Annotated in this window: 25 protein-coding genes and 2 pseudogenes; 2 read left to right on the top strand and 25 right to left on the bottom strand. The window is 51.5% G+C overall.

All coding sequences use genetic code 11. The features are described 5' to 3' along the window. Positions 1 to 23 precede the first annotated feature (23 nt). From CKF42_RS12905 to CKF42_RS12785, 25 genes and pseudogenes are all read right to left on the bottom strand, one after another. The gene (locus CKF42_RS12905; RefSeq protein ID WP_009088583.1) at positions 24 to 512 is read right to left on the bottom strand and encodes a cold-shock protein; all 489 of its coding nucleotides are present in this window, start codon (positions 510 to 512) and stop codon (positions 24 to 26) included. 261 nt (positions 513 to 773) lie between these two features. After that, on the bottom strand, positions 774 to 1,019 hold the full coding sequence (locus CKF42_RS12900; RefSeq protein ID WP_009088586.1) for a YmjA family protein: 246 nt from the start codon (positions 1,017 to 1,019) through the stop codon (positions 774 to 776). Positions 1,020 to 1,160: 141 nt separating this feature from the next. After that, positions 1,161 to 2,123, bottom strand: coding sequence for a ribokinase (locus tag CKF42_RS12895; RefSeq protein WP_111208350.1), 963 nt, complete (start codon positions 2,121 to 2,123; stop codon positions 1,161 to 1,163). After that, on the bottom strand, positions 2,120 to 3,016 hold the full coding sequence (gene alsK / locus CKF42_RS12890) for an allose kinase (protein WP_046102398.1): 897 nt from the start codon (positions 3,014 to 3,016) through the stop codon (positions 2,120 to 2,122). The genes CKF42_RS12895 and alsK overlap by 4 nt, the downstream gene beginning before the upstream one ends. Beyond that, the gene (gene alsE, locus CKF42_RS12885; protein ID WP_009088593.1) at positions 3,013 to 3,705 is read right to left on the bottom strand and encodes a D-allulose 6-phosphate 3-epimerase; all 693 of its coding nucleotides are present in this window, start codon (positions 3,703 to 3,705) and stop codon (positions 3,013 to 3,015) included. Before alsE ends, alsK begins: the two co-directional genes overlap by 4 nt. Then, on the bottom strand, positions 3,705 to 4,754 hold the full coding sequence (locus CKF42_RS12880; protein WP_046102429.1) for an ABC transporter permease: 1,050 nt from the start codon (positions 4,752 to 4,754) through the stop codon (positions 3,705 to 3,707). Before CKF42_RS12880 ends, alsE begins: the two co-directional genes overlap by 1 nt. Positions 4,755 to 4,769: 15 nt before the next feature. After that, positions 4,770 to 5,759 carry an ABC transporter permease gene (locus tag CKF42_RS12875; protein ID WP_111208349.1) on the bottom strand — a complete coding sequence of 330 codons (990 nt, stop codon included), beginning with the start codon at positions 5,757 to 5,759 and terminating at the stop codon, positions 4,770 to 4,772. After that, the gene (locus CKF42_RS12870) at positions 5,752 to 7,257 is read right to left on the bottom strand and encodes a sugar ABC transporter ATP-binding protein (protein ID WP_058957968.1); all 1,506 of its coding nucleotides are present in this window, start codon (positions 7,255 to 7,257) and stop codon (positions 5,752 to 5,754) included. Before CKF42_RS12870 ends, CKF42_RS12875 begins: the two co-directional genes overlap by 8 nt. 1 nt (position 7,258) lies before the next feature. Continuing rightward, on the bottom strand, positions 7,259 to 8,242 hold the full coding sequence (locus tag CKF42_RS12865) for a substrate-binding domain-containing protein (protein WP_009088600.1): 984 nt from the start codon (positions 8,240 to 8,242) through the stop codon (positions 7,259 to 7,261). A 12-nt stretch (positions 8,243 to 8,254) separates the two neighbouring features. Then, the gene (locus tag CKF42_RS12860) at positions 8,255 to 9,085 is read right to left on the bottom strand and encodes a DeoR/GlpR family DNA-binding transcription regulator (RefSeq protein WP_009088604.1); all 831 of its coding nucleotides are present in this window, start codon (positions 9,083 to 9,085) and stop codon (positions 8,255 to 8,257) included. A 441-nt stretch (positions 9,086 to 9,526) separates the two neighbouring features. Then, positions 9,527 to 10,783: an oxalate/formate MFS antiporter gene (oxlT, locus tag CKF42_RS12855; protein ID WP_111208348.1), complete on the bottom strand. Its 1,257-nt coding sequence runs from the start codon at positions 10,781 to 10,783 to the stop codon at positions 9,527 to 9,529. 304 nt (positions 10,784 to 11,087) lie between these two features. Further along, entirely contained in the window at positions 11,088 to 11,567 is a 480-nt protein-coding gene (locus CKF42_RS12850; RefSeq protein WP_233501043.1) for a hypothetical protein, read from the bottom strand. 132 nt (positions 11,568 to 11,699) lie between these two features. Then, positions 11,700 to 12,179 (bottom strand): annotated as a pseudogene (locus CKF42_RS12845) (DUF943 family protein). Positions 12,180 to 12,287: 108 nt separating this feature from the next. Then, positions 12,288 to 12,755, bottom strand: coding sequence for a DUF943 family protein (locus CKF42_RS12840; protein ID WP_111208347.1), 468 nt, complete (start codon positions 12,753 to 12,755; stop codon positions 12,288 to 12,290). Then, positions 12,752 to 13,261, bottom strand: a pseudogene (locus CKF42_RS12835) (YPO3983 family protein). Before CKF42_RS12835 ends, CKF42_RS12840 begins: the two are co-directional and overlap by 4 nt. A gap of 403 nt (positions 13,262 to 13,664) precedes the next feature. Next, the gene (locus CKF42_RS12830; RefSeq protein WP_111208346.1) at positions 13,665 to 14,126 is read right to left on the bottom strand and encodes a DUF943 family protein; all 462 of its coding nucleotides are present in this window, start codon (positions 14,124 to 14,126) and stop codon (positions 13,665 to 13,667) included. Then, positions 14,116 to 14,961 carry a YPO3983 family protein gene (locus CKF42_RS12825; protein ID WP_111208345.1) on the bottom strand — a complete coding sequence of 282 codons (846 nt, stop codon included), beginning with the start codon at positions 14,959 to 14,961 and terminating at the stop codon, positions 14,116 to 14,118. The genes CKF42_RS12830 and CKF42_RS12825 overlap by 11 nt, the downstream gene beginning before the upstream one ends. A 1,072-nt stretch (positions 14,962 to 16,033) precedes the next feature. Beyond that, positions 16,034 to 17,986 (bottom strand): NACHT domain-containing NTPase, encoded by a 1,953-nt coding sequence (locus CKF42_RS12820; protein ID WP_046102389.1) that lies wholly within the window; start codon positions 17,984 to 17,986, stop codon positions 16,034 to 16,036. 579 nt (positions 17,987 to 18,565) lie between these two features. Next, positions 18,566 to 18,964 (bottom strand): hypothetical protein, encoded by a 399-nt coding sequence (locus tag CKF42_RS12815; protein WP_146239940.1) that lies wholly within the window; start codon positions 18,962 to 18,964, stop codon positions 18,566 to 18,568. 2 nt (positions 18,965 to 18,966) lie between these two features. Beyond that, positions 18,967 to 19,686, bottom strand: a complete 720-nt coding sequence (locus CKF42_RS12810; protein WP_111208343.1) for a hypothetical protein — start codon at positions 19,684 to 19,686, stop codon at positions 18,967 to 18,969. A gap of 539 nt (positions 19,687 to 20,225) precedes the next feature. Beyond that, positions 20,226 to 22,556, bottom strand: a complete 2,331-nt coding sequence (locus tag CKF42_RS12805) for a phage/plasmid primase, P4 family (protein ID WP_111208342.1) — start codon at positions 22,554 to 22,556, stop codon at positions 20,226 to 20,228. 14 nt (positions 22,557 to 22,570) lie between these two features. After that, the gene (locus CKF42_RS12800; RefSeq protein ID WP_111208341.1) at positions 22,571 to 22,894 is read right to left on the bottom strand and encodes a DUF5375 domain-containing protein; all 324 of its coding nucleotides are present in this window, start codon (positions 22,892 to 22,894) and stop codon (positions 22,571 to 22,573) included. Beyond that, positions 22,891 to 23,115: a hypothetical protein gene (locus CKF42_RS12795; protein WP_111208340.1), complete on the bottom strand. Its 225-nt coding sequence runs from the start codon at positions 23,113 to 23,115 to the stop codon at positions 22,891 to 22,893. Before CKF42_RS12795 ends, CKF42_RS12800 begins: the two co-directional genes overlap by 4 nt. Continuing rightward, positions 23,112 to 23,651 carry a host cell division inhibitor Icd-like protein gene (locus tag CKF42_RS12790; protein ID WP_111208356.1) on the bottom strand — a complete coding sequence of 180 codons (540 nt, stop codon included), beginning with the start codon at positions 23,649 to 23,651 and terminating at the stop codon, positions 23,112 to 23,114. The genes CKF42_RS12795 and CKF42_RS12790 overlap by 4 nt, the downstream gene beginning before the upstream one ends. 28 nt (positions 23,652 to 23,679) lie before the next feature. Continuing rightward, complete coding sequence (locus CKF42_RS12785; RefSeq protein ID WP_111208339.1) at positions 23,680 to 23,946, bottom strand: AlpA family transcriptional regulator; 267 nt, start codon at positions 23,944 to 23,946, stop codon at positions 23,680 to 23,682. A gap of 531 nt (positions 23,947 to 24,477) precedes the next feature. Between CKF42_RS12785 and CKF42_RS12780 the strand changes: the two genes are divergently transcribed. Continuing rightward, a complete protein-coding gene (locus tag CKF42_RS12780) occupies positions 24,478 to 24,753 on the top strand; it encodes an ogr/Delta-like zinc finger family protein (RefSeq protein ID WP_111208338.1) in 276 nt (91 codons plus the stop codon). Positions 24,754 to 24,770: 17 nt separating this feature from the next. Then, the gene (locus CKF42_RS12775; protein ID WP_111208337.1) at positions 24,771 to 25,583 is read left to right on the top strand and encodes a hypothetical protein; all 813 of its coding nucleotides are present in this window, start codon (positions 24,771 to 24,773) and stop codon (positions 25,581 to 25,583) included. The last annotated feature ends 233 nt before the right edge of the window (positions 25,584 to 25,816 follow it).

Raw genomic sequence — 25,816 nt, 5'->3', positions numbered from 1 at the left:
AGGCATCCGGCCCTGCGGCGGGGTTACTTCAGGGACTTAAGCACTTTGACCGTGCTTTCAATGTCGATCTCATCTTCGGAGAAGATCAGCGTCGAGCCCTGGAAAGTGGTGACCGCCAGCTTTTTCAGCGAGCGCATCTCACCCGGTTTCGCGTCCGATTTAGGCCGGATGTTATTCAGCAGCAGACCTACTGAGAGCACCGCGTTCTCTTTGTCGATACCGGTATCCGCTGGCACTTCTTCGCTGTAGACCAGGTAAGACTTGATCGAGGTGATTTTCAGCCGCTCGCCCGCGATGAAGATATATTTACTCTCCGGGGCTACCTTCACCGCATAGGCGGATAAGCCTTTGTTGTTGGTGGTTGGCTCAAACGTTACCGCCGCATCTTTCTTAATCAGATCAGGATTGGCGACCTTAATCACATGAAAATAGCGGTTATCGCCGTTTTCATCTTTGATAAAGCCGAATCCTTTATCTTTAAACCAGGTTGTGATTGTTCCGTTCATCGCCATTTTTCTTGCCTGCTTACTCTGCTCAGTTTTTACAGCGCGCAGTGTAAAACACAATGCCTGCGCAGACTATATCAGTCTGGACGATAATTTTCCGGCGTGCCAGGCACGGCGGCGCGTCAGACGGCGGGGTTAAAAGCGGGGCGGAAAAGGGGAAGGCGGGGATATCAGGCTGTCCGGCGCCGTGCTCTGCAGCGCAGTGAGCGGGCAGGCGCACCAGACGGGCTGCCGGAAAGCGCAGGCCCGCCTGAGGATCAATCGCCGTTACTCATTGCCCCAGCGGTTCAGGAATTCAGCGATATCATCAATACGCTGCTCGTCGATGCCCGCTTCACGCGCCATCTCCTGCTGCGACGCTTCACTGATCTCCTCGTTATTCATTAAACGGGTGATCAGCAGCTGGAAGTAGTGCGCCAGCGGGGTGCGTTCCGCTTCGTCCACCGGCTTCGCGGACTCGGTCGCATACTCATCGGCGACATCGTAATACTTAAGAGGGATTTCGTTGGTCATAATGGGGTCCGCTGGATTAACGTCGGTTCAGAGGCTGCCAGGGGGCCTGGCGTGTGGCGCTATTATTTCGTGTCTGGACGGGGGCTGTAAAGGGGGGGGAGAGGCGGCAGATGACACTGCCGCGTAATCGGGCTGTCTGCGTCAGGCGGTGATACTCTCAATCGGCTCGACAATACACTCCGGGTGCGCCTGCAGGCGTGCCAGCGCCTCGGCGTAGGAGGGCATGGAGTCGGCCGCGCCAGCTCGCTCGACACAGAGTGAGGCAAATGCCGCAGCAAAGCGCGCCGCCTGCGGCAGGTCATCGCCCGAAGCGAGCCGGGCGGCGAGCGCGCCATTGAATGCATCTCCCGCGCCGGTGGTATCGCGCGGCTGCGCCGGGAAGAGCGGAATGCGCTGCTGCTCCGCAGGCGTTGACAGCAGCGCTCCGGCGATGCCCAGCGTGATGATCACCTGACGCGCTCCTTTACGATGCAGCACCGCGGCGGCGCGGCGGGCGCTGTCGAAATCGGTGACGGTCACGCCGCTGAGCTGGGTCGCCTCGGTGCTGTTGGGCGTCAGCAGATCGATCTTTGCCAGCAGCGCATCGCTGACTTTCTGCCAGGGGGCCGGATTGAGGATCACAAAGGTGCCGCTGGCTCGGGCGTTATCGATCATGCGCTGGATGGCGCTGAGGTTATTTTCGAGCTGCACCAGCAGGATATCTGCGGCGGCTACCGTCGGCTGACAGCGCGTCACCTCTGCGGCCGTCACGGTGGTATTGGCGCCGGGATAAACCGAAATCATATTTTCCGCATCATCGCCTGCAACATAGATCAGGGCGTTACCGGTGGGCTTCTCCTTACAGGTAAAGAGCGTAATGGCGTCAAAGCCGGTTTTCTCCAGATGACGACGCGCAAAGAGGCCGAAATCGTCGTTACCCACTTTCCCGATGTAGTGTACCCGCGCACCTGCGCGCAGCGCCGCTGTGGCCTGATTTGCCCCTTTTCCGCCCGCACCCATCATGCTGTGGTGCGCCGTCAGCGACTCACCCGGTAGCGGAAAGCGGCGCATCACGGCGACCACATCAAGATTAAAAGAGCCGAACACACACACTTTTCCTTTCATCCTGCGCTCCTGAACAGGCGTTCGGCGGCGAGACAGGCACCGCGACAGCCCGTGTAGTCGGTTGAGTGGCTGAAAACAATCTTCAGGTTTTCGCGTGTGACCGGTGGCCGCAGATGCTGCTGGATCTGGCTGCGCAGCAGGGCCAGCGGAAAATCAGCCATCGCCAGCACGCCGCCGCCAAGGATCAGATATTCCGGGTCGAGTATATTCATCTCGGTGGCGATCAGCTGCGCCAGACGTCGCACAAACGCCTGAAGTTCCGGCTGCTCCCCGTGGCGGGTAAACAGCGCGGCGATAGGCGTGTCGGCGGCGTTCAGAGCGGCCCAGTGACTCAGCCAGTGGCCCGAGGTCAGGGTCTCCGCACAGCCGCGATTGCCGCACGGGCAGGGGAGGTCGTTTCCGGCGACGGGCACGTGGCCCAGTTCACCTGCACCACCATGCTCGCCGTGATAAAAGTGGCCATTCAGCCACAGGCTGTTGCCCATCCCGGTGCCGGGATAGAGGCCCACGGCGTTAGCCGGCAGCTGCTCCAGCTGCAGCAGATCCCAGAGCATCAGATGGTTCACATCTTTGTCCATCGCTACCGGCACGCCGAGTTGCGCCGCCAGACGCGCCGCCACCGGCTGATGATCCAGCGCCTGAATAAAGGGCAGCGAGATCACCTGTTTCCTGTCGCGGCTGAGGATGCCGGGCAGCCCCAGCATGATGCCGCTGACCGGCTGCTGCTCCAGCGTTTCATCAATGAGCTGTGCCAGGGCCTGCAGCGCATCGGGCTGCTGCGCCCAGCTGGTGGTGGGCACCTTGCGAAAGCTGCTCCAGACGCCCCCCTCTTCCATCAGCTGCAGCCGGGTACCGGTGCCGCCGATATCGATACCGAGCCAGCGTGATCTCATGCGGACACCTTCGCCAGCCCCTGGGCCTCATCAATGCTGTCGCGCATCATCTCCCACGCGGTGGCTAAATCGTCATGGATATTAAACAGGCCGGAGGTGCCGACAATCAGCACTTCCGCGCCTGCGCCGATCAGCTGGTGATAGGTGCGGGTGTTGCAGGAGCCGTCGATCTCGATCAGATAGTGAAAGCCGTGCTGCTCCTTCAGCGCTTTCAGCTCACGCACCTTTTCCACCATTTCCGGAATAAAGGGCTGTCCGGCGTAGCCGGGGTCGACCGTCATCACGGTGATCTTATCAAGCAGATGGATATAGTGCTGAAGGTATGACACCGGCGTCGCCGGATTCAGCACCACGCCCACCTTTTTGTCGAAGCTGCGGATGAGGTTAATGACGCGAAACGCATCGCGATTGATGGTCTCCGCGTGCGGACAGATATAGTCAGCACCCGCTCTGGCGACCGCCTCGATAAAATCGGTTGGCTCTTCCACCATCAGATGCACGTCAATCGCCACGCGGGTAAAAGGACGGATCTGCTCAATAAAGAAGGGAGAGAGCGTGATGTTCTTAACGTAGTGACCATCCATGATATCCACATGAAGAAAGTCAGCGCGCGAGTCGAGGATCTGCAGCTGGTGCTTGATCTCCATCAGGTTCATACACATCAGTGACGGGGAGATTTGAGTACGCATCATACTTCCTTCTTTTCAGTCAGAGGATTAAGCACCGCGGCCAGCCTGCTGAGCTTTACGGCACGGTGTTCGTTGAATCGGGTTTTGAATTGTTTGAAGGCGAGAACCACAATCAGCACCGCGCCCCACATGGCCAGGCTGACGTGCTGGCTGATGTTCATCAGATTGAAACCGGTGGAGAGCACCTGCAGCGCAATCAGCGCCAGCACCACGCCGGTCACACGGCCGAAGCCCCCGTTGGGGTCGGTGCCGCCGAGAATAATGGCCAGCACCGTCAGCAGCAGATAGGCATCGCCGTAGCCCATACGGGCGGAGTTGAAGCGCGCCATCATGATTAACCCCGCCAGCACGCAGAGCAGGCTGGAGATCACATAGACCAGCATCACCATGCGATGGGTATTGATACCGCTGAACCAGGTGGCGTTGATGTTGCTGCCGCCCATATAGATGCATTTACCGGCGCGGGTTTTACCGAGGAACAGCGCCAGCAGCGCGGCGGCGACCAGGAACACCCAGAGCGGCAGCGGCATGCCCAGCAGCGTGTCAGCCCCCAGCGCCTGCACCACCGGCGGCATGCCGCTGACGGCCGCACCGTGGGTCAGCCAGATCCCGATGCCGTTCAGCGTCATCATCGTCGCCAGCGTCACCAGAATCGGATGTGCGCCGATGCGCGTCACCATCAGGCCCGTCACTACGCCGATCGCGGCCGCGATCAGCATGGCGCCAAGGATGGCGATAAAGAGCCACAGCAGCTGCAGCGCCATCCCGGCACCGGCGGGCAGGGCGCTCATCAGCGTCCAGGCGATAAACAGCGCCGTGAGGTTAGCGGTCGCGATAATCGCAAGGTTCAGGCCGCCGCTGAGGATGGCGATAAACATCGCCAGCGTCAGTAAGCCGAGTTCCGGCAGCTGAAACGCCATACTCATAAAGGTGGAGTCGGTCAGGAAGCGCCCCGGCAGCATCACCGTGAAGGTGGCCAGCGCCAGCGCAATCAGCAGCATCAGGCCGATGTTGGTCCCGTCGGGTCGCAATGCAGTCAGTGATTTCATCATCAGTGCCCTCGGTCACACGAAACTGACGTCAGTTTCTTTGCGTTTTTTGTAGTGGGTCACGGCGATCGCAATCATGATGACGCCGCCTACCACGATATTCATGAAGTAGTTCGAGACGCCGACCAGGTTGAGGCCGTTCTTGAGAATGGCGATCAGGAAGACCCCCATCAGCGTGCCGCTCACCGTGCCTTTGCCTCCCATCAGGCTGGCACCGCCCAGCACCGTGGCGGCCAGCACGTCCAGTTCGCCTCCAACCAGCGCGTTGGGCACCACCTCGCCCATGCGATAGACCTGCACCAGCCCGCCGATGGCCGCCATCGCCCCCAGCCAGCCATAAGCGAACACGTGAATCAGACCGACGCGGATACCGATACGATGGGCCGACTCCGCATCGCCGCCAACGGCGTAGAGCTGGCGTCCAAGGTTGGTTTTGTTCAGCAGCAGGGCGGTGACAGCGGCGATCAGCAGCATGGTGACCAGCGGCAGCCCGACCTGGAAGCTCTCACCCTGCCAGCTGAACGGCAGCACGTTGCGCAGCGTGATCCACCACTCCGGCAGCGAGTAGAGGCTGCGGCCGCCGGTAACCCACATCAGCAACCCGAACAGCAGCGACTGCATGCTGATGGTGATGATGATGGAGACCACCCGCAGCGTGGTGATCAGCAGGGCATTGACCACCCCGAACAGCGTGCCGCACATCACCGCCAGCAGAATGCTGAGCAGCGCATTGTCGAACTGGAACTGTACAAACAGCGACGCCAGCAGGTACTGCACCACCGAGGCGACGGCCGCAAACGAGATATCGATCCCGCCGGTGACCAGCACCACAAACAGGCCCAGCGCAAAGATGCCGGTAACGGCGTAGCTCTCCGCCAGATCCAGCAGATTCTGCATGGTGAGAAACTGGTCGCTGGCGAGCGAGAAAAACAGAATGAACGCCAGCAGCACCCAGGCGAGCCAGCCCTGACTGGAGTGCGGACGGAAACGGGAAAAGTCAGGCATTGATCACCTCCGCCAGCTGCTGCTGTTCGACGCTATCGGGTTGGTATTCGGCATGGATCGTGCCATCGCGGAAGTGGAGGATCCGGTCGCAGTTGTACCAGACCTCCGGCACCTCATCAGAGATCAGGATGATCGACAGACCCTCTTTCGCCAGTTCATGGATCAGCTGATAGATACTGGCCTTGGCACCCACATCGACGCCGACGGTGGGAGAGTCGAGGATCAGAATGCGCGGCTGGGTCAGCACCCATTTCGCCAGCACAATTTTCTGCTGGTTACCGCCGGAGAGGGTGGAGATGGCGAGATTTGGATCGGCGACGCGCACGCCAAGCTGCTGGATCCACTGCAGAATCAGCTTGTTCTTACGGTACTCATCGATCAGGTGAAAGCGGTTCTGCAGCTTGTCGAGGATCGGCAGCACCATGTTGTCTGCCACCGACTGCTGCTGCACCAGGCCCAGCGTCAGCCGATCCTCCGAGACGTAGCCGATGCCCGCTTTGATCGCATCTTCATGGCCGCGAAAGCGCACCGGCTTGCTGTCGAGCCAGATCTTGCCGCTGTCGGGACGTGTCATGCCGAACAGCGACAGCGCCAGCTCGGTACGGCCGGAACCGAGCAGCCCGCACAGTCCGAGCACCTCACCTTCATAGAGTTTAAAATTGACGTCGTGATACTGACCGGCGCGGGTTAACGACTCGATCTCCAGAATGGCGCGATCGCTGTTGCGCGTCGGGGCTTTCAGCTGATAGTCGAGTTTCAGGCCGGTCATCAGCTCTGTCAGATGGTGCGGCGTCATCTCCCGCGCAGGCCAGCAGCCCATTTTGCGTCCGTCGCGGATCACCGTTACGCGGTCGGAGATCTCCAGCACCTCATCCAGCCTGTGGCTGACAAACACCACGCAGATGTTTTTATCTTTCAGGTAGCGCACGGTACGCAGCAGCTGATTGACCTCAGTGCGGGTCAGCGAGGCAGTCGGCTCATCCATGATCACCAGCCGCGCATCGGCGACCAGCGCACGGCAGATCGCCACCTGCTGACGCTGCGCGATAGAGAGCGCCGCGACTTTCTCATCCAGATCGAGATCGAACTTCAGTTCGGTAATGATAGTGCGCGCGCTCTCCCGCAGACGTGCGCGGTGGTGCCAGCGCAGCAGACCGTTGAGGTTATGCTCGAAGGCGATGTTCTCTGCCACGCTGAGGTTGGGGAACAGCGAGAGATCCTGATAAATCACCTGGATACCGAAGTCGCGCGCCTGCCGGGTAGTGAGGCGCGGCAGCGTCGGACCGTCGCCCAGCGTGATGCGGCTGCCGCTGTCCGGGGCGTGCACCCCGGAGATAACTTTGATCAGAGTGCTCTTGCCACAGCCGTTGGTGCCCGCAAGGCAGTGCACTTCGCCTGCCCGCAGAGTCAGGGAGATATCGCTGAGTGCGCGGTTACCACCAAATGTTTTCGACAGATTCCCGAGCGCAATCAATGTCTGTGGAGTGACCTCTTGCATATCAGAGCCCCATTTTTACCAGTTTTGGCAGGTTGGCTTTATCCAGACTTTCGGTGCTGTTACCCAGAATGGTGTGGGTGGCTTCATCCACTTTGACTTTGCCCAGCCCTTCAATCGTCATGCCATCGGTGATCGGCTCCTTCTTCTGCATCATGTCGGCGATGCGGACAAAGACTTCGCCCGCGGTCTCCGGATTCCAGATGTAGCCCCCTTTGATGGCGTTACGCTGCACCAGCGAGGCACCCTGGCCCGGACTGAAAGAGCCAATGACGCAGACCTGGTCGATTTTTTTACGGTTCATCACCGCACGCCCGGCGCCGATAGGTCCCTGTGAACCAAACGCCAGGATCCCTTTCAGATCGGGATATTTTGACATCAGCTCATTGGTGGTACGGATGGAGTCATCCAGCGATTCGCCGACGCCAAACTTGTCGGTGACCAGCTGCATTCTGGGATAGTGTTCTTTCTGGTAAGTGAGCGCGGCGTCGGTCCACTGCTGATGCAGAGGCACCGTCAGGCTGCCGACGTACATGGCATATTTGCCTTCGTCATGCATGCAGCTCGCCAGCGCTTTCATATGGTTGATGCCGTGAGTGGTCGCATCGACCAGTTCGAAGTCCCAGTTGGCCCCCTGCTGGCCGGGTGACTCATGGGTAATCACCTCGATACCGGCGTCACGGGCCCGTTTCAGCACTGGCTCCAGCACTTTCGGGTCGTTGGGCACCACGCCGATGATATCGACTTTCTGCGCAATCAAATCTTCAATGGCGCGCACCTGAAGCGCCGGGTCCGCGGCGGTCGGCCCCACCATCCACGCATCGATACCGCGTTTAGCCGCTTCACTTTTAATGCCCGTCTCCATGGCATTGAACCAGGGAATACCGCCTATTTTGACCACAATACCCATACGTAATTTATCTGCGGCCTGCGCACCGGAGGCGGCAAACAGGGCAAGCAGAGAGCAGGCGATAAGATGTTTTTTCATACAGACTCCGGATTAATTTTTAATTAGCTGCATGGATTGATAACGCTGAGAACAGACGATGACGTTGACACCATTCCATGCCAGTTCCTGTTCAAGCTCTTTATCTTTTAACTGGTCGGTAATAAGAAAATCGACATCACGGTAGTGACAGATTCGGGCAAAAGAGGGGCGCAGGAATTTACTGCCATCCATTAAAAGATGTTTTCTTTCTGCGGCCAGCAGCATCTGTTGTTTCAGGTGCGCATTATTTTCATTGCCTTCACGTAAATATCCGTCGTTGCCCAGACTGCTACAGGAAAAAAAGATTTTATTAATCTGAAATTCACGCAGTGGCTGCTCGGCCACCACGCCGTGAAAATCTTCATCGCGATCGGAATATTCCCCACCCAAACAGATCGTGCGGATACTGCCGCGCGCCGCCAGCGTCTGCACGATACGCAGCGAATTGGTTAATACCGTTAACTCAATGTCCGGCAGCTGTCGCGCCAGATACCAGCAGGTGGTACTGCTATCCAGCAGGATGCAGTCGCCGGGGCTGATAAAGTCGAGCGCACGCTTGGCAATGATCATTTTTTCATCAGCGTGCTCATTAATTCGCTGCCGGAAGGATAATTCGTTCTCTTTAGCGATTCTGTTATTTCCCGGCGTGCCGGTGCTTTGTTTTTTTATCAGTACAGCGCCGCCGTGGCTGCGCTGTAATAAACCGCGCTTTTCCAGCTGGCTTAAATCCCGGCGAATGGTTTCCTGTGAAACCTGACACAGCGTGACCAGCTCTGAGACAATTACCCGGCCATTAATATTAATCTCATTAATAATTCTTTGCTGTCTTTCAATCGGCAACATACTTTTCCTCCGATGGAGATAAATTACTGGAAGCGAACATGGGAAAATGTGGACTGGGCAGGAGTCCACGCGGGCAAATAGTGACGCCCTTTATTAAGTGATGAAGTCGAAATAAAACATGCAAAGCCATGCAATTAATTGCAGGTAAAAGTGATTCCCCTCACATATTTTCGCGGTGAGGGCCGGTGAAAATAAAATACCGGCTGAACAGACTATACCGCTGTTACGGGAAAGGCATGACTGTTTGTGACCGTTTATGTGGGTTTGACCGTTTAAGCTTACGCTTTAACGTTTTCATGAAGGGAACTGGTCCATCTGAAAGCGGGCGGAGGGTGAGAGTCGTACGGCGATTCCGGGCATGGTGAGGGATGGCGCTGCTTTTCTGGCCGGGACTTCGGGTCCCGGCTGTACACTTTATATTCTGCGTCGCCAGCGGCAGACTTACCGGCGCATAAAGCGTGCCCGCCACGGCTTGAGAACCCATAACGCCAGCCCGGCCGTGATAAAGTCAAAGGTAATCGCGCAGCCAAAGACCAGGTGCCAGTTATGAGTGTGCTGATACATCAGCGCCGCCAGCGGGCCGCCAAAGATCGAGCCTATGCCCTGAGAGATATAGAGCCAGCCATAGTTAGCTGAGGCATTTTCACTGCCGAAGGTGTCGGTGAGTGTGGAGGGAAAAAGCGAGAAGATTTCACCCCAGCCAAAGAAGACGACGCCTGAGAGCAGAACGAACAGCAACGGATCTTCACGGCACGCCAGCCACAGCGTCATCGCCACGCCCTCCAGTGCGAAGGCAATAAACATGGTGTTTTCACGCCCATAGCGGTCAGAGATAAAACCAAACAGCGGTCGCGTTAAGCCGTTAGTGAAGCGATCGATGGTCAGCGCCAGAGGCAGCGCGGCCATACCGAAAATGACCGCCTTGCTGATGCCAAAGTCTTCGGCAAAAATCGCCATCTGCGACGTCACCATCAGACCCGAGGTCGACATCATCGTCATCATCATAAACATCAGCCAGAACAGCGGCTGACGCAGCATTTCCCCGGATTTAAACTGGCGCTGACTCACTACGGGTGCGGATGGTGTGCTGACCGGCGGCGTCATGCTGGTGCCGGGCAGCCTTAAGTTCTGACTGGCGAGAAGACCTACCGCGGCGAAGAGCAGGCCAAAAACCGTCATTGTCTGTTCAAGACCGTAGCTGTTGAGAGAGATGGAAATGGGGAAGGTGGTAAAAATCGCGCCCATGCCGTAGCCCGCCGCCACAGTTCCGGCGGCAAAACCGCGCTGCTGTGGAAACCATTTCATCACCAGCCCCACGACGCCGATATAAACAATTCCCGTGCCCAGTCCGCCGAGGCAGCCATAAACCAGATAAAGTGCGGCCAGGCTATCGACCCGGGCGGCGATGACCCAGCTGAAGCCAGCCATCACCGTACCTATCGAGATCAGCAGGCGCGGGCCAAAACGCTCCACCAGCCGACCCTGAAAGGGTGAGAAAAAGGTCTGCAGAATAATCAGCACTGAGAACGTTACCTGCAGTTCCGCCAGCCCGACGCCGAGTCTGGCCATCATCGGTTTTGTCAGCAGCGTCCAGACGTACTGCGGGCTGGAAATGGCCGCCATGCAGATTAAGCCAAGCAGAAGCTGTACCCACTTGCTGTGTTTCGCTATTACCACTGGTTCGCTAATTGAGGTCATGGCTCTCTCCGGAAGTACGTTCTGTTATGCAGCCAGATTCCGCCCGCTCTGTATGCCACTCTTATGGCGTCGCAGATATCCGGACGGTTAACGGCTGATGCCAAATCTTTAAGATCATCATCCCTGTGGAACGATGTGACTTAAGAAGTTTGCAGGAAGTGTGCCAATCCAAAAACTCTTCAAAATCAGGGGTTAAAAGGGATGGAAAAATGATAAGTGTGATGCAGTGCAAAATATGAGTGCGCTGAGTTGGTGCGCAGGAAAGGGATGAGCGCGGGTAGGGGAGCTGTAGATCAGGGACTGGTTATCTGCCGCCCTCAGCCCTGGCTGGCGCAGGGGTTGCGGTGATAGCAATGTATTTTCTTAATCCCATTGGACGGCTTACACCAGGAGGATCGGTAAAGGGTAATCTCAGAGAGGGAGTTGGCAGCACGTGCACAGTCCATGTCGTATTTCCAATAAAGCTAAAGCTCACAGAATTTTCATTCACATTCAAATTCGCGAAGGTGCCAGTAACATAATGACCACCGAGAGAAAGGCGTTCAATAATTCCAGATTCAATATCTATATAAAATATATTAAGGCTTTCTTCGTAAACGATATCGTCGGTGGTAAAGAGTAAAAACCGTTTATCGGACACTCTGACAGCAGCTTCGAGTTCTTTTCCGAAAACAATAATGCCCGTGTTTTTATCTTCAAGACATATTTCGCACTGGGTTTCGCTGAGCCTTTGGGCTTCCTTTACGACAGAGAGCGAAATCTTGTCAATTAGCTTCATGTTCATTTCTAAACCTTCCCATTTCTCATGTTGTCACTTTCTACCTGGAGAGAAAGCCTCCTGAGTGTTTCAGGGATGGCTGATACAGGCGTGGAAGATGGATAGGGTTACTACTCCCCCTGTGCAAATATGTCAAACTCAATCGGCTCTGTCTTTTACTATCTTACCGTTATTTTTCACGCGATATACATTATTGTTGGTTGTAAAAGAGAGTCCCATATTTCTACCGTAACGAACAGTAAGAATTTTGTCTTTTTCTATACAGTTCACTGGTGGTTTCATGTCTTCGAAACATAGCCTGTCATACTTACCTTCTTCTTTATAGCCATCGCCAAAATCCCAGAAGACGACAGTAAAATAACCATCATTATCAGGCGCCGGGACGCCATGACTGTTTTTAAGCATAGGTTTGTTTTCCTGCCACCAGTCTATTCTCTCTTTATCTGTAAAAGGGAAGTTTTTTACCAGAACGTAACTGTGATTACCATTTTTATGGACAGCAACGATTTCTGCAGGACGCAGCAACAGTCAGAAAACATAGGCCAGCAGAAGGCAGGAAAGCAACGATAGTATGAAGATAGCTGGTTTGTTTTTAAATTTTACTTTCTCATTTCCCATGTTGTTACTTTCACTCCTGTAGAAAAAGCTTCATGAAAATTTTGCCAGTTTTCAGGATGGCTGATACAGGCGTGGAAGGTATTACTATCCCCACGCGCGAGAGAGAGTCTATTCGTCTTCAGGTTTTAATATTTTTCCATCTGCTGTAAGACGATATTCGCTATCGCTTCCTGTAAATATGGTGCCTCTGTTCTTGCTAAAACTGATTGAAAATACTCTCTCCTTATCAATACAATTTACTGGCGGTTTCATATCATCAAAGCAAAGTCTGCCATATTTTCCTAACTCTTTATAACCATCCCCGAATAACCAAATGGTCAGGTAAAAATGACCGTTTCTATCAGGTTTTGGAATGCCGTATTTATCATTTAACATTTCCTTGTTTTTTAACCACCAGTTGATTTTTCCCTTATCAGTTGGCGGGAAACTATTGACCAGAACATCACTGAAACCACTACTTCTGTGATGAACGGCTATGATATCCACGGGGCGCTGAGACAACCACAGCCAGTAGCTAAGTAGCACACAACCAGCCAGAAAAAGCAGAGCGATAATTATCTTTTCTTTTAGTCTCATTTGCGCATTCCAGTAATTTCCAGAGTTGTTTCCACATTGGTCATGAATGGTTTGAAGCTAAACTGATTGTATCGCTGTAACACGAAACAGATACAAAAGAAATGAAACTGACTGACTTTTGTATTCAGAATATTATCACTATCCAGACCGAAGTGATCCTGAACTTTGTAATGTACCACTGCCCGAAGACGATTGTTATTGATATGCAGTGGTTTTATGGTGATATGCGTTGCTCAGGTATGGTGAACGGTGATACCCATGCCATTAAAAAAATCCTGGGATCTGTCGAATTTTGGCAGTTTACCACCTGATATGGCTTAATGCAGCTTTGGCTTTTCAATAGATGGAAAGATATTATTTTGCCAGTCAATATTATCTTCAAGCGCTTTCTGCAATAATAGACGTGTACTATTTCCCAGCGAGTTATCATTGATTATATGTTCTTTTAATGCCTGGTTCAGCGACATATCGTGGAAGGGCGTACCATAGCCATTCTGCATGATCATCTTTTTGATCAGATGACTACACGGCCCGTAAAGGGAAAATTTATGGGATAACGAGCGATCCGTCAAACAGCATTGCGGCACTGCTGGTGGGTAATTTTCTCCCCGGATTCGCGCACTACAGCAAAACATGGACTGTGGACGATCCATTGATGAAAGTCGGGTAAGCGTCCAGGGAGTCAACTTTTTTGGCATGGCAAAACGCGCACGAGTACGCCCGGGAGTAAGTGGCGTCTATACGTGAATCTAATGTGGGGGAAATACCTCACCGAAAGAAATTGAAGCAGCGGTAAGACGTTGCTGCTTCGGTTAGCCTCTTAGGCATTTTGCTATGCCTGCGTGACAGGCGCAAACCTTATAGGGTGGATGATGTTATTGCTGTCTCCAGGAAAGAGATGCGAGTTTGTTAGTATTTTCTTTTTTCCATCTCACCGTTTGCCTTTATATAATATTTACCGCTATCCAGTCGAAAATACAAACCCGTGTTTTTACTGTATACCACCATCATTAATGAGTTTTTATCAATGCAATTTATTGGGGGCTTCATCTTTTCAAAACATAGTCGGTCGTATCCATCAGTTTCTTTATATCCATCGCCGAGATCCCAAAAGATTACGGTAAAAAAACCATCTTTTGCCGGTTTGGGGATGCTATATGTATCGTTGAGATTTTTTTTGTTTTTCAACCACCAATTAATTTTCCCTTGTTCTGTTAATGGAAAGTTTCTCACCAATACATCACTATAGTTACGTCTTTGGTGAACAGCTATGACTTCCACGGGACGTAACGAAAACCAGATAAAGTAACCTAGCAGGGTGCAGCCAGTCAGTAATGATGCACAAAGCAATTTTTTATTTTTAGATTTCACGCTGGCTCCCGGAAATATCTATGAAGGCTTCAATGTTGGTAATGAACGGCTTAAAGCCAAACTGATTGTATCGCTGGAGAACAAACCAGATACGGAAGAAATGAAACTGGCTGAATTTTATTTTCAGTATGTCGTCGCTGTCGAGACCAAAATGATCCTGTACCTTGTAATGCACCACTGCCCGGTAACGATCATTGTCAATCTGTAGTGACTTTATGGTGATATGCGTTGCCCAGGCATCATGAACAGTGATCCCCATGCCGTTATAATTATCCTGAAACCTGTTAAATTTGGGGAGTCTTCCGCTAAATACAGCGTCCCTCAGTTTTCCTGATTCTTCTCGTGGGTAATATTTATTTTCCCAGTCGATATTTATACTTAAGGCTTCTTTCAATAATAAGTATGTACTATCTTTTGTCTTATCATCCAGAATATGCTCTTTCAAGGCCCGGTCCAGCGAGATATCACTAAAGGGCGTACCATTGCCGTTCTGCAGGTGAGTGATCATCTTTTCGATCAGGTGGCTATAGGGTCCGTAGAGAGAAAATTTGCGGGATAACGAGCGGAATTCATCAAACAGCATTGCGGCGCACTGCTGGCGGGTAATCTTTTCACCCTGGCCACGCAGATTACAGCAGAACATGGACTGCGGACGATCCATTGAGGAGCGTCGGGTAAGCGTCCAGGGATCAACCCGATCAGAAATATAATCCAGCCGGTACTGGGATTTTAACTGTGCTTCGGTCAGATCGCCGCAGCGCATATCTCTGGCAGTGTAATCGTCCATCCACTTTTGAGTTTTAAATATGGTGTAGGGAAAATGTAATGCAGCCATGATTTTACATTCCTTGTGTAATCATCCGTGGTGCCCTTCGCAGGAAATAATACGCTGTTAAAGGTCAGAGTGTAAACACCGTATAGCCTCTGCCCTTCATTTTTTACATATGCACTTTTGAGAATATGAGCTGATTGATTCTGTATAACACGATAATTAGTAAAATCAGTAAATGATGAGCTTTTAATAAGATGAAGGCTGAAAATGTACGACATATGGTTAGAGATGTAATGATGGCGAAATGAGCGTCGCAGGAAGAAAACCACGTTAACTGGCCGCTGGTCTGCGCCACCTTCCACGGTATTCTGCCGGGTCAGGCTGCTTTGCACTCGTGCTTTAGCAATGCTGACAGAAAGGTAATTTACGACTGCATGACCAGGCTGCATATCGCTGATGCTGAACTTGAGGGCCTCTATACCTGATATGACTTGCTCACCATTGATTAATACTCCACGATGTTAATAATGCCTTTATAATCCATATGAGGATATTCACATGAAGAAGCGATTCTCTGATGAATAAATCATTAGTTTTCTCCATGATGCAGAGGCGGGATTTCAGCTCAGGAACGCCAACTTATCAATACCAGGCCCCTTACTTTTAGCCTTGTCAAAATGATAAAGCTTTATGAGATGTTTAAAAGGTTAGGGTTTGATTCGTTCTTTTCGGTTTTCGCGGGGTAAGTTTAAGGAAAAAAAACGCAGGGCTTGTTCTGTGAGGGCTTCCCGGACGCTGGCGGATGGCTCTGTGCTGGCGGAGTCTGAATATGCTCTTCAACTATCAGATTATATTATTTATTTGTGTTTTTTTATGATTGGTATACCTGAGCGTATACCAATCTCATTTATCAACCTATCTTTCAAGATCTGTTAAGACTTAACTTGTATCGTTAGATATGCTTTAACTACTGCACTTCTAACACCTGAGTGCTTAGTGTCAAGGATTCCAGAACGAAGGAGGGCATTCATCGGCGAAAAATTCAGCCCTCATAAACACATCTTACATTAACTAATTCTATACTGAGTCATGAAATCCAAGCATGAAATATGATATATGGCTGATGGTTGATTTTTTAGTCAAACCCTTCGAGTAAGTCATTTACCCCGTTAGATGTGTCTGAAGTAATATCATGTAGAATCTTGCTAGCTGCTTGTCTTTGTATTACAGGAGTCGTCAAAGTATGCCTAAACTGAAGTATAATACCTATAATATCTGGGATGATCTCATTGTTAAAAGCAACAACCTCTCCATTTTTAGTCCTGATTATCATGTTTTCCGGCACTTTAAGTGCGTCAAAGTATAATCTATCGTAATAATCTTTTTCTCTGAAGAAATATTCCGGGTTCCTTAACCTAATTATTTCGAAAACAGTGCTTTTGAGAGAGGATGGATATGTGATGTGAGTGACGTAATCACGAAATCCTATAAAGCTGTTTTCAAAATTGCTATTAGGAGTTTTTTCATTTTCAAATATATCGAAATCTCCTAAACTCGCGTGACTATAGGGAGTTAGAAGTAGGCTTAAATCAGAGAAAAAACTAATGCTCGTCCAAATTTCTTTATCACTTTCATTAAGGGCTTCAAAAGATGATATTTTTTCTGAATGTTCGAAATATTCGTGAAGGCTTTGTTTGAGTATGGACTTTCTGAAAGAGTCATAATCAATATCAGAGCAAAGTTCAATTATGTTTTTAAATTTGACTGGGCTATTGCTTTCATACATTTTCAGTAGCAATTCATCTCTCTTATCTTTAACCTCAATACAAATAAACTCAGCACAAAAATATTCCATTAGTGACTTGTGAGACCAACGATAAAGCGAACCTTCCTTAATGAATAAGGGGACTGAATATGTAAGATCACTTATAAACTTTATAGGTTTTACATTGATTCCCTTGATTTTTTCGATAATGCCAGTCAGTACACTTTCAAGCTCTCCTCTACTGAACTCTAATCTACCATTGTTTTTTAAACACCAGAAAGCTAATCTGCGCAAAATTATGCTGAAGTCAGTTATGTCTAATCCAGACTCTTTTCTTCTAACGTAACCTGTTTCTTTACTGAGATCATGAGTCTCAAAAAGCGCTTCAAAAACTTGGCTGTAAAAAAGGTCCTTGCGTCTCGGGATTACAGGTTTATATTTATATGAACAGAAAAGAAGAGAAACATATAAGGGTGTTGTTAAGAATTCAATGATGGCGCTATTATCTGCTTCCTTCATCGCTTTTATTTCGGTGATAAGTTTATTGGAAAGGACTAAGCTATTGCCAATCTTCGATGAGTTTATATCATACAGCTTTATTAAATCATATGATTGATTTAAATTTAGTGGTCGAATTTTAAATCTACTAAAAGAATGCAATTCGAGTAGAGACTGGTCTGGTCTTGAGGTTATAATTATTTTAGATTCAGACATTTCATCGCTAAAGGTTTTTATTCTTTTTATTAGATCATTCTTAATGTCGAAAGGTATTTCATCAACACCGTCAAAGAAGTAGGTGAAAGGTATTCTTTTTAATGTACTATCATCCTTGAAGCTATCTAGCCCTATAAGGTTTTTAATTTGATCTATAATTGGGCTGTTGTTAAGGGTTCTTAATTCTATATATATGGGGATTTCACCCGAGTTGTCTATGACGTCGACAACGATTTTCTTCATCAGCGTCGACTTACCCATTCCGGCATTGTCTATTATTAAAATGTTCTTAAATTGCTCTAAAAGTATATCGCCCCTACGAACTATATGATCACTTGTTTCTCTAGAGTCTAACTTTGATAGAGTTAGTGGGACATATATATCATTAACCTTTTTTAGAATGTTTGGGAAAGCCAGCGAGTTAATTAATGAGCATTGCGCTTTTGTTTTTGCTAAATAGTCAGACATCTGATTTTTTAGCTTAAAAATATTCTTTTCTTTCTTATAAAAGTCAGCGCCTCTATTAAATAGAAAAGGGAGTATTTTTTCTTCGAATAGCTTCATTGCCCAAGGTCTAGCTAAATCAACTGCATGCTCAATAGTGATCATTTATGCCGCCCGCATCATACGCATTAAAATTTGATAATAATATATCACGCTTAATCTATGGAGGAAAAGCCATCTGCTGATGGCAGCATACTGGTTAGAAATGAATAAATCATTGCAGTAGAACTCAATAACACTCCATAAAAAATTAAAAGAGTCAGCATCAGGAATGGCAAATCGTCGCGACTATCGAGGAGGGCACCAGCAGGCCACAGACACAAAAAAGCCCGCAAGGCTTTCACCGTGCGGGCTTTCAGGACTTCAACGGACGATTCTGGTATCGCCGCGAAAGAATTTTGGTGGGCTGGCGGAGTCTGAGTAAGTATCGCAAATAATTGTTATATATAATTTTATTTGAATTCAAGTTTTAATCGTATACCTAAGCGTATACCAATAGCACCCACTAATCGTATTATAGAAAGTGTAGGGGAACATTCCAAATGTCAACATTTGATAGGCCTTTGGCATCGAACGCCATGCTGGTTTATCCAGCGGATGAAAAGCGCACTGCCATTTTTCATAGCTTAAGCCATTCACGCTGCCAAATCTGATAACTAAAGTGAATGCTAAATCTCTAGTAACTCACTCTGCTTCTTCAGCTTTCTTTTTAAGTTCGTGCTCAGATAAAGAGTCTATTTTTTTTAAAATCAACTTACGTTTTAAGTCCCTCTTTTCTATCTCACTCAACTCGTTAGCAGAATCTATAGTTCGCAGAATGCTTTCATAGCCCTCATCAATTGCTTTACCCCTAAATGAATTGATGTAGGTAGGTATATGAAGAAATAAAATACCTAAAAAGAAAATGCCTGTATATCCAATGAAAGAAAAATTAAAACCAAAGTTTTCTTCAATGTTCTTTTCAAAGACATTGCAAATCGCAACCAAGATTATCCCTACAATGGCACCAAGTGACGTTCTTATCTCATATTTTGTTGTAAGTATATCTAAGCCAAGAAACGCCCGGCTGGTTAACTTATCCATGTTCATCGACTGCCCTCATAAATACCCTGCTTCTCATTTATTTCTTGGGTAATATCCTTGAAAACTGGCATTCTTCGTCCACCAGAATTCATATCAGAATCATCATTATGATTGTCTATGAACCTGATAAGCATCATGGCCTCACGAGTTGTGGAACCAAAGTACCCTTTATTTATGCGATAAATCAGCAACTCTTCTTTGATTTGTAACAATGCCACTATCGCAAAAAAAAGGCCAGTTGTTGCAAAAGTAAGGTCGATAAAGTAATACATGGCTGCATTAAGTATTATCCCGCAGATAGCAATGTTTTTTGCCATGATTAATTTCGAGGATTTATGAATGAGGTATAGCTCGGTTACTGTTTCAGCTTTGCTTTTCCTTCTGGGTTTTAGATCTTCCTTTTCTATTTTCTTGAGTAAAAAACTGGCTAGAACAAAAATGGCTATTTTAAAAACGTTTAACCTAATTTTGGTTTTTTTATTATTAACGCTTATACCAGATCTGGTTTTTCTTAAGTCAATTCTCGCACTTGCTATATCTTTCATGATTAAAGCGCAAAACGCACCGAACGCACCTAACAGACCGAGCACCCACTTGTCACTACCAAGCCAACCTCCAATTAAAGTGGATATGCCTGTTCCAGAAAGTAAAATTGTAAAAATAAGTATGAGTTTAATAAGGTTTGTTAGGTATCTTTCTTTTTTATCATATTGTTTCTTCATACATGATTTCTCAAGGTAAATAAGCTAATTGTGGTTGCTCGAAATTTAGCATAGTTGTTTGATTTTATTGCATTTTTCGGAGTGCATAAATAGCTAAGTAGCCCACCCTCTATTAACTGAAAGGTCCTATGTTCGTGAATCATACTCTAGATTATGTGATTATGAATACTCGTAAATCACTTTCGCAATGTGATTATTATGATTGGCACGTATGCAAACATGCCTGCAATGTATGTTTCTGGCGCATTGCCGGTCATATTGCCTGCTCCTTAGCGAGGGTAATTGATACTGCAAACTCAGCCTTAACAACATCTGAAGTTAATGATGTAAAAAGTGATATCGCATTGCTTTTGAAGAGTTATTAAAGAGATCAACTTCAGAAAAGATTTTAAAGATAATTCTTCACACTATTCACCTCGGTTGTTTTTTCATATTAAACAATTGTTTAGCTGGTAATGGGTGGGTGTAGGGTGAGTGTTAGTATACATCACTGGTGAAGCATAGGCGTAAAAAAACCGGCTTTCGCCGGTTCTGGTTAGTCACATCGCGGTGGGATTATCGCACTTCGGCAGCCAGTCGCTGCTGCTCTCCTCCGTGAGGTCTAGATTGGTTTGCATCCCCAACTTCGTGCGCCGCTTCAGGTAGTGATGTCCATACTCCCGCATGATGCTCTCCAGCGACAGGCCAAACATCTTCATGCTGAGCGGATTCTTATAGCCGTTAGCCTCCATATAGGCCAGATAGGCATGGTAGAGGTAACGCCTGGGCTGAAGCGGCCTGATGCTGGCGTTACCCATATACAGCGCGCTTGGCTCCGGTGTAGTGAACAGGTAGCCGCAGAAATCCACCATCGGATCTGCATCGCGCTTGATGCGCATCGCCTCGTCGGAGTTCTGCTGAGACTGAAGCAGCGACCGGGCCTGCTGTGGCTGGCTGAATTGCTGCATCAGTTGGCGCACAATAACGGCCAGCTCACCGCTGATTTTTTCCTTCAGCTGCGGATCGCGCTCGCCTGCCGGGATGATTTCCGGGAAGTGCAGGATTACCCGGCGGCGCGACACGCCTCCGCTGCGATCGGTGAAGCGCATCGGGTTGTTGTTCACCGCCAGAATCACCGCCGGTATGTGGGTTGAATAGGCGTCGCGATACTTCGGGTCAACGGAAACCGCATCGCCGCCAGTGATTGCCTTGATGCCCGCGCCGTCACCGCTCCACTTTTCCTGGTCGGGCAGGATAATCAGCGAGTAGCCAATCACCGCCGCACGTTCGCGCGACGACTCCAGCGTTTCAATGGTTGCTGAAGTGGTGTTGTCCGTTCCGGCCAGCATGGTGGCGATTTCCGCCATGATGCTCTTGCCGCTGCCGCCGGGACCGGTGACCTCCAGAAATAGCTGCCAGTCGTAGCGGTTCGCCAGCACCATAAACAGTGCGGCCAGAATGATGTCGCGTTTGGCCGGGTCACGTCCGGCGGCGCGGTCGAGCCACTGCCAGAAGTGCGGCGCATGGTCCGCCAGCGTTTCGCCCTGAACGGGCTTCGTGTAGTCCACCTCGCTGACAGTGCGCAGCCAGAAGTCTTTACTGTGCGGGCTGAAGCCGCCGGTGCGGGTGTCCAGTACGCCGTTACGAAAGCCAATCAGGCGGCGTGCCGGGTCGGCCTGCTGCGGCAGCATCAGCTTCAGCGTGTCCACCACGCCTGAAATCTTGCCCGCCGAAAACGGCGCGCGCAGGCGCTGGAACAGCTTTGCCACGTCACGCTCAAACTGCTTCCCGGAAATCACCTTCCACGCGCCGGAACGGTAGCGGGACAGAATTTCCCCGCTGGCGTCCACGGCCAGCGCGCTGCGGTAGTGCTCAGCCACGCGCTCCGCCTTTTCACTGGCGCTCATGGCTGAAAACTCCGCCTCGCTCATCACGTCGAACGGACTTGCGGCGGGCGGCGTGGCAGCTTCGGCCAGCGCCCGCCGGGTGCTTTCCTCACCGTGCTGCATGAAGGCGTCATTCCAGTCACCGAACACCGGCGGCAGGGCCACGGCTGCGCGGCTGGCTTCGGCGGCCTGCTTAGCCTTCGCCTGGCCGTCGCCGTTCAGGTCGCGGTCGGCGGCAATCAGCAGCGGCAGCGTGGCGTGCTTTTCACGGGCAAGGCCAGCCAGAGAAAGGAGGTTAACGGACGACAGGGCAACCCACACCTCATCCCCGGTCAGGTTATGCACCGTCAGGCCGGTGGCGTAGCCCTCCGTCAGCCAGATGCGCGCTGCCGGTTTGCCGGTGCTGAGAACGTGGCATGCGCCTTTTACCTGGCCGCCCTTCAGCGTGCGCTTTTCGCCCGCGGCGTTAATCAGCTGCACGTTCACCAGCTGGCCGCCCGTATCGTGCAGGGGAACGATAACATCACCAGCACGGTAGGCAGTGAGCGCGACTTTCTGCGGCTTCGCCAGCGTCAGGCAGGACTGCTCCGGCCAGCCCTTGCGGGACAGGTAAGCGTTGCCGGTTGCCTGCTGCGCGGTGCTGACCATCTGCCGGGCCTGCTTAACGGCTGCGGCACGGGCGGCTTCGTTATCTCCGCACGCGCTGGCGGCAGGCGTGTTGTCCACCGGTGGCAGGCAGCCGGTCAGGCCGTTAACGCGCGCAGCGGCTTCGGTCAGGCTCAGTGATAGGGCCTTTTTCACCAGGTCCATGCCGTCACCGGCACCGCACTGATTACAAATCCACGTGCCGCGTCCCTCCTGGTCGTCAAAGCGGAAGCGGTCGGTTCCGCCGCACACCGGGCAGGAGGTATGGCGGTTCTTTACCACCTTCACGCCCAGGGCGGGCAGGATGCGGGGCCACTGGCCCCGCGCGGCTTTTGCCGCGTCTGATACGGTCATTTTCATTGTTCTTTTCTCCCTCAGTGCAGCACCGGCGCGTCTTTGAGACGCCCGCAGAGTTCATCCATCACCACCTGTCCCAGAAAGCTCAGGCACGGGGCCGACTTGAGCGGCCCGGCGGCCAGCAGGTCGTCGAGCAGCGCGCAGGCAATTTCCTGACCGCGCTGGCGTCCGTGCTGGCGCAGGTAGAAGCCCTCTAACTCGGTTTCAATGGCGTGCTCCAGACGCGCCAGCGTCAGGCCGGGATAGCGCTTCTGTTCGCGGCAGACGGTCAGCCAAGCGCAGGCCACCGCGCGGCGGGACAGCGCGGACCGCAGTTCGGGGGAATGGGTACGTGTGCTCATGGCTTAACCTCCCCGTTCATCCAGCCGTCCTGACAGCGGCTTACCACTCCGTCCAGCTGCTCGGTGATGAGGAAAATCAGCGAGTTCAGCTGCGCCTGCTGTGTGGCCGGTGGCTGCTCGTGGCACTCCTGAAGCAGGGTCATGTCACTGATAAAGCGCCCGGCGTTGCGAAGGTGCTCAAGGCGTAACAGGTCGGCGTGGGAAATGGTGGCGTGAGTCATGCGAGCACCTCCCGGACCGGCAGGCGGGCGGCAAGGGACAGTACGTAATCGCGGGCCAGCGTCAGGCGGGCGGCGCGTTCGTCAGAGGCAATAGTGCGGAGCATGTGGATACGCTGCTGGCGCTCGGTACGGCGCACGGCGGCAAAGACGAAAACAAACTGGGGGTAGGGGGAATTAAGGACCGTAGCCATGAGGGCAGTCTCCAATGTTAGTAGCTTACAGCCACCACCGGAAACGCCAATTTCACTGGTGGTAGCCCAGACGGGGTTGGCGTAACCGGCAACATTGGAAACCGGCGCTTCGTGAGAAGCCCCCGCCTGAGCCACCATTACGCGGTAGGTACGACAGATACAGAACCGTCGCCCGAAAAATGGGTGCATCAGGGCACAGACACAAAAAAAGACGCGAGGCGCGTCTGGTGTCGCCAACGTTGTATTCAGGACGCCAATCCCGGCTGCCGATTTTGCGACAGCAGAAAGACTGTACCAGGGAATGGCCCCGGCGCACAAGCCGGGGAACACAGGAAAATGCAGCATGGCGGAAAATCTCAACAATTGGTGAAGATCATGCTGCACGTTCCTGACCGCGTGCGGCGATGCGTGCATTCATCCAGGCGCTGACCTCGCTGGCAAGCCACGCGACGTTTTTGCCGCCAAGCGAAACCTGCGCCGGAAAAGCACTGCGGCTGATGAGGTCATAAATGGTTGAGCGGGACAGGCCGCAGACGTGGATCACTTCCGGCAGGCGCATAAAGCGCTCCTGGACCGGGAATGATACCGGCATGGCAGGGGCCGCCGGGGCCGATGAATGAGCGTTTGAAGTCGTGTGCATGAGCTACCTCTTTTGTATCCGTTATGCGCCGCACAGGTGTGTACGGCATCGGGTAGCTCTTTATTTTGCGAATATTTTTGCCGGTGACAACATCAGAAATCTGTCTGACCGTACGCACAAAAACCACACAAAAAATGCGTGTACGTGAATAGTACCAGACTGCACCAAAAAGTACTGATAAGGTTTTATCCAATAATTTTAGATCCAATATAAGGAAGCCTTTAAAACCAATCGTTCTAAAGAATTAATAAGGCCAAAAACCTGCTGATGAACGATGGTGAACAGAAGGTGAAGGATTACTTTTCACTCTTCACCTATTAACTTACTGTATTTACTATTTTTTTATCTCTGGTGAAGAATAGTGAAGGATTTATATAAAACTGAAAGCTGATAACAGGCTTCAGTGAGACCTTTTCCTGGCTCGCCAGAAGTAATGCTTTTGTCTGGTCCGTCATACAACGCCCTTCGGTAGAAGCCGCTGTGCCAGACCCGGCACAATTGACTTACTGAAACCAGCCGACAGGAAACGAGATGGCCCTGAAATGTCCCGAATGTGGTCAGGTAGCCCACACCCGCACCAGCGCTTATGAAGCGCCCTCCGTAAAGCGTACCTGGTACCAGTGCCAGAACCTCGACTGCTCCTGCACCTTCACCGCGCTGGAGAGCGTCGAGAAAATCATCATGAAGCCCCACAGGCCCGCATTAGTAGAGCCGGAACGGCAGAATGATGTGCCGGTTCGCCAGCCGCAGACGCTGGGCCGCTATGGTTCAGCCAGCGCCCGCAAAGACCGCCACGCACAGCCCTGATAGAGAGGAAAAACAGCATGACACAGCAGCAGATGACCGACGAACAGATTCAGGCCGCCGGTAACCGTATCGGTACGGCGCAGGCCAGAGCACAGCGCCCACTTAAGGAAGCCGGATGGCTTCTCCGGTTACCCGAGGCCGACGTTATCAGCCACACCACCGAGCTGGTAAAGGGGTTGTCCTCTGAGTGGCGGTTGCGTATTGAAGACCTCAATACAAAGATGCTGGCCTGGCTGGAGGCAAGACAGACTGAAAAGACCACCACTGAAAATCTCAGCGGGCTGCGCCAGCGTAAGGCCGAAATGGAGCAGGCAAGCCGGGACAACCGGGCACGCTTCCGTGAGCTGCTGGGACAGAATGGCGGAACCGTCACGCCGGAGATGAAGACGCTGCGCGCGGAGTATCTGGAGCAGCAGGAAACGGCATCAGACCTTGCCGGGCTGATTGCCGAAAAGGAAAAGCAGCTGCCGGTGCTGGCAGACGTGACCGGGCGCAAGGCTAACGCTTACGTATTTTGTCATGAGGGCATTACGGATGAGCGCATTGATACGCTGATTGATGACTTCTTTATCATTCACGGCGCAGAGCTGGGCAGCCTGCTCAGGATGAAGTACAGCCAGTTTGAACGGAATGGCTCAACGCATGCACCGGGCGTTATCGAAGGCGCGAACGATGCCGACACGCTGTACCGCGTATATGTTCAGAACCTCATTAAGCGATGGACGAGCGTAAATCAGCCGCTGATGTTCCGTGATGACGTGCTGAGCGTGAGCGGTGCGCATCCTTTTCGGGGAGCCAGAACCGACCGTCGCAAGCGTAAACTTTTCTGAGCCACAGACACAGAAACTCACCGAAGCCCGGCCCGTGCCGGGCTTTTTTACGTCCGCTGCGTGAGTGCATGTCTATGCTGCATGAAAACGCATGAATCTCCGGTATCTCGGAACGGCAGGAAAGGCCAGCAGCGGCGCGGCTCAGGTCTAATCATGCAGGTGCATGAAAAACGCTGCATAAAGCGGGCAGGCGTGGCGGGGCTACGAGCGCGCGCAATCAGCTTTCGTTACAG

Source organism: Pantoea sp. ARC270 (genome assembly GCF_003236725.1).
GTDB classification, from domain to species: Bacteria; Pseudomonadota; Gammaproteobacteria; order Enterobacterales; family Enterobacteriaceae; genus Pantoea; species Pantoea anthophila.
The sequence above is the reverse complement of the archived record's forward strand: the minus strand, read 5'-3'. Positions and strand labels throughout refer to the sequence as shown.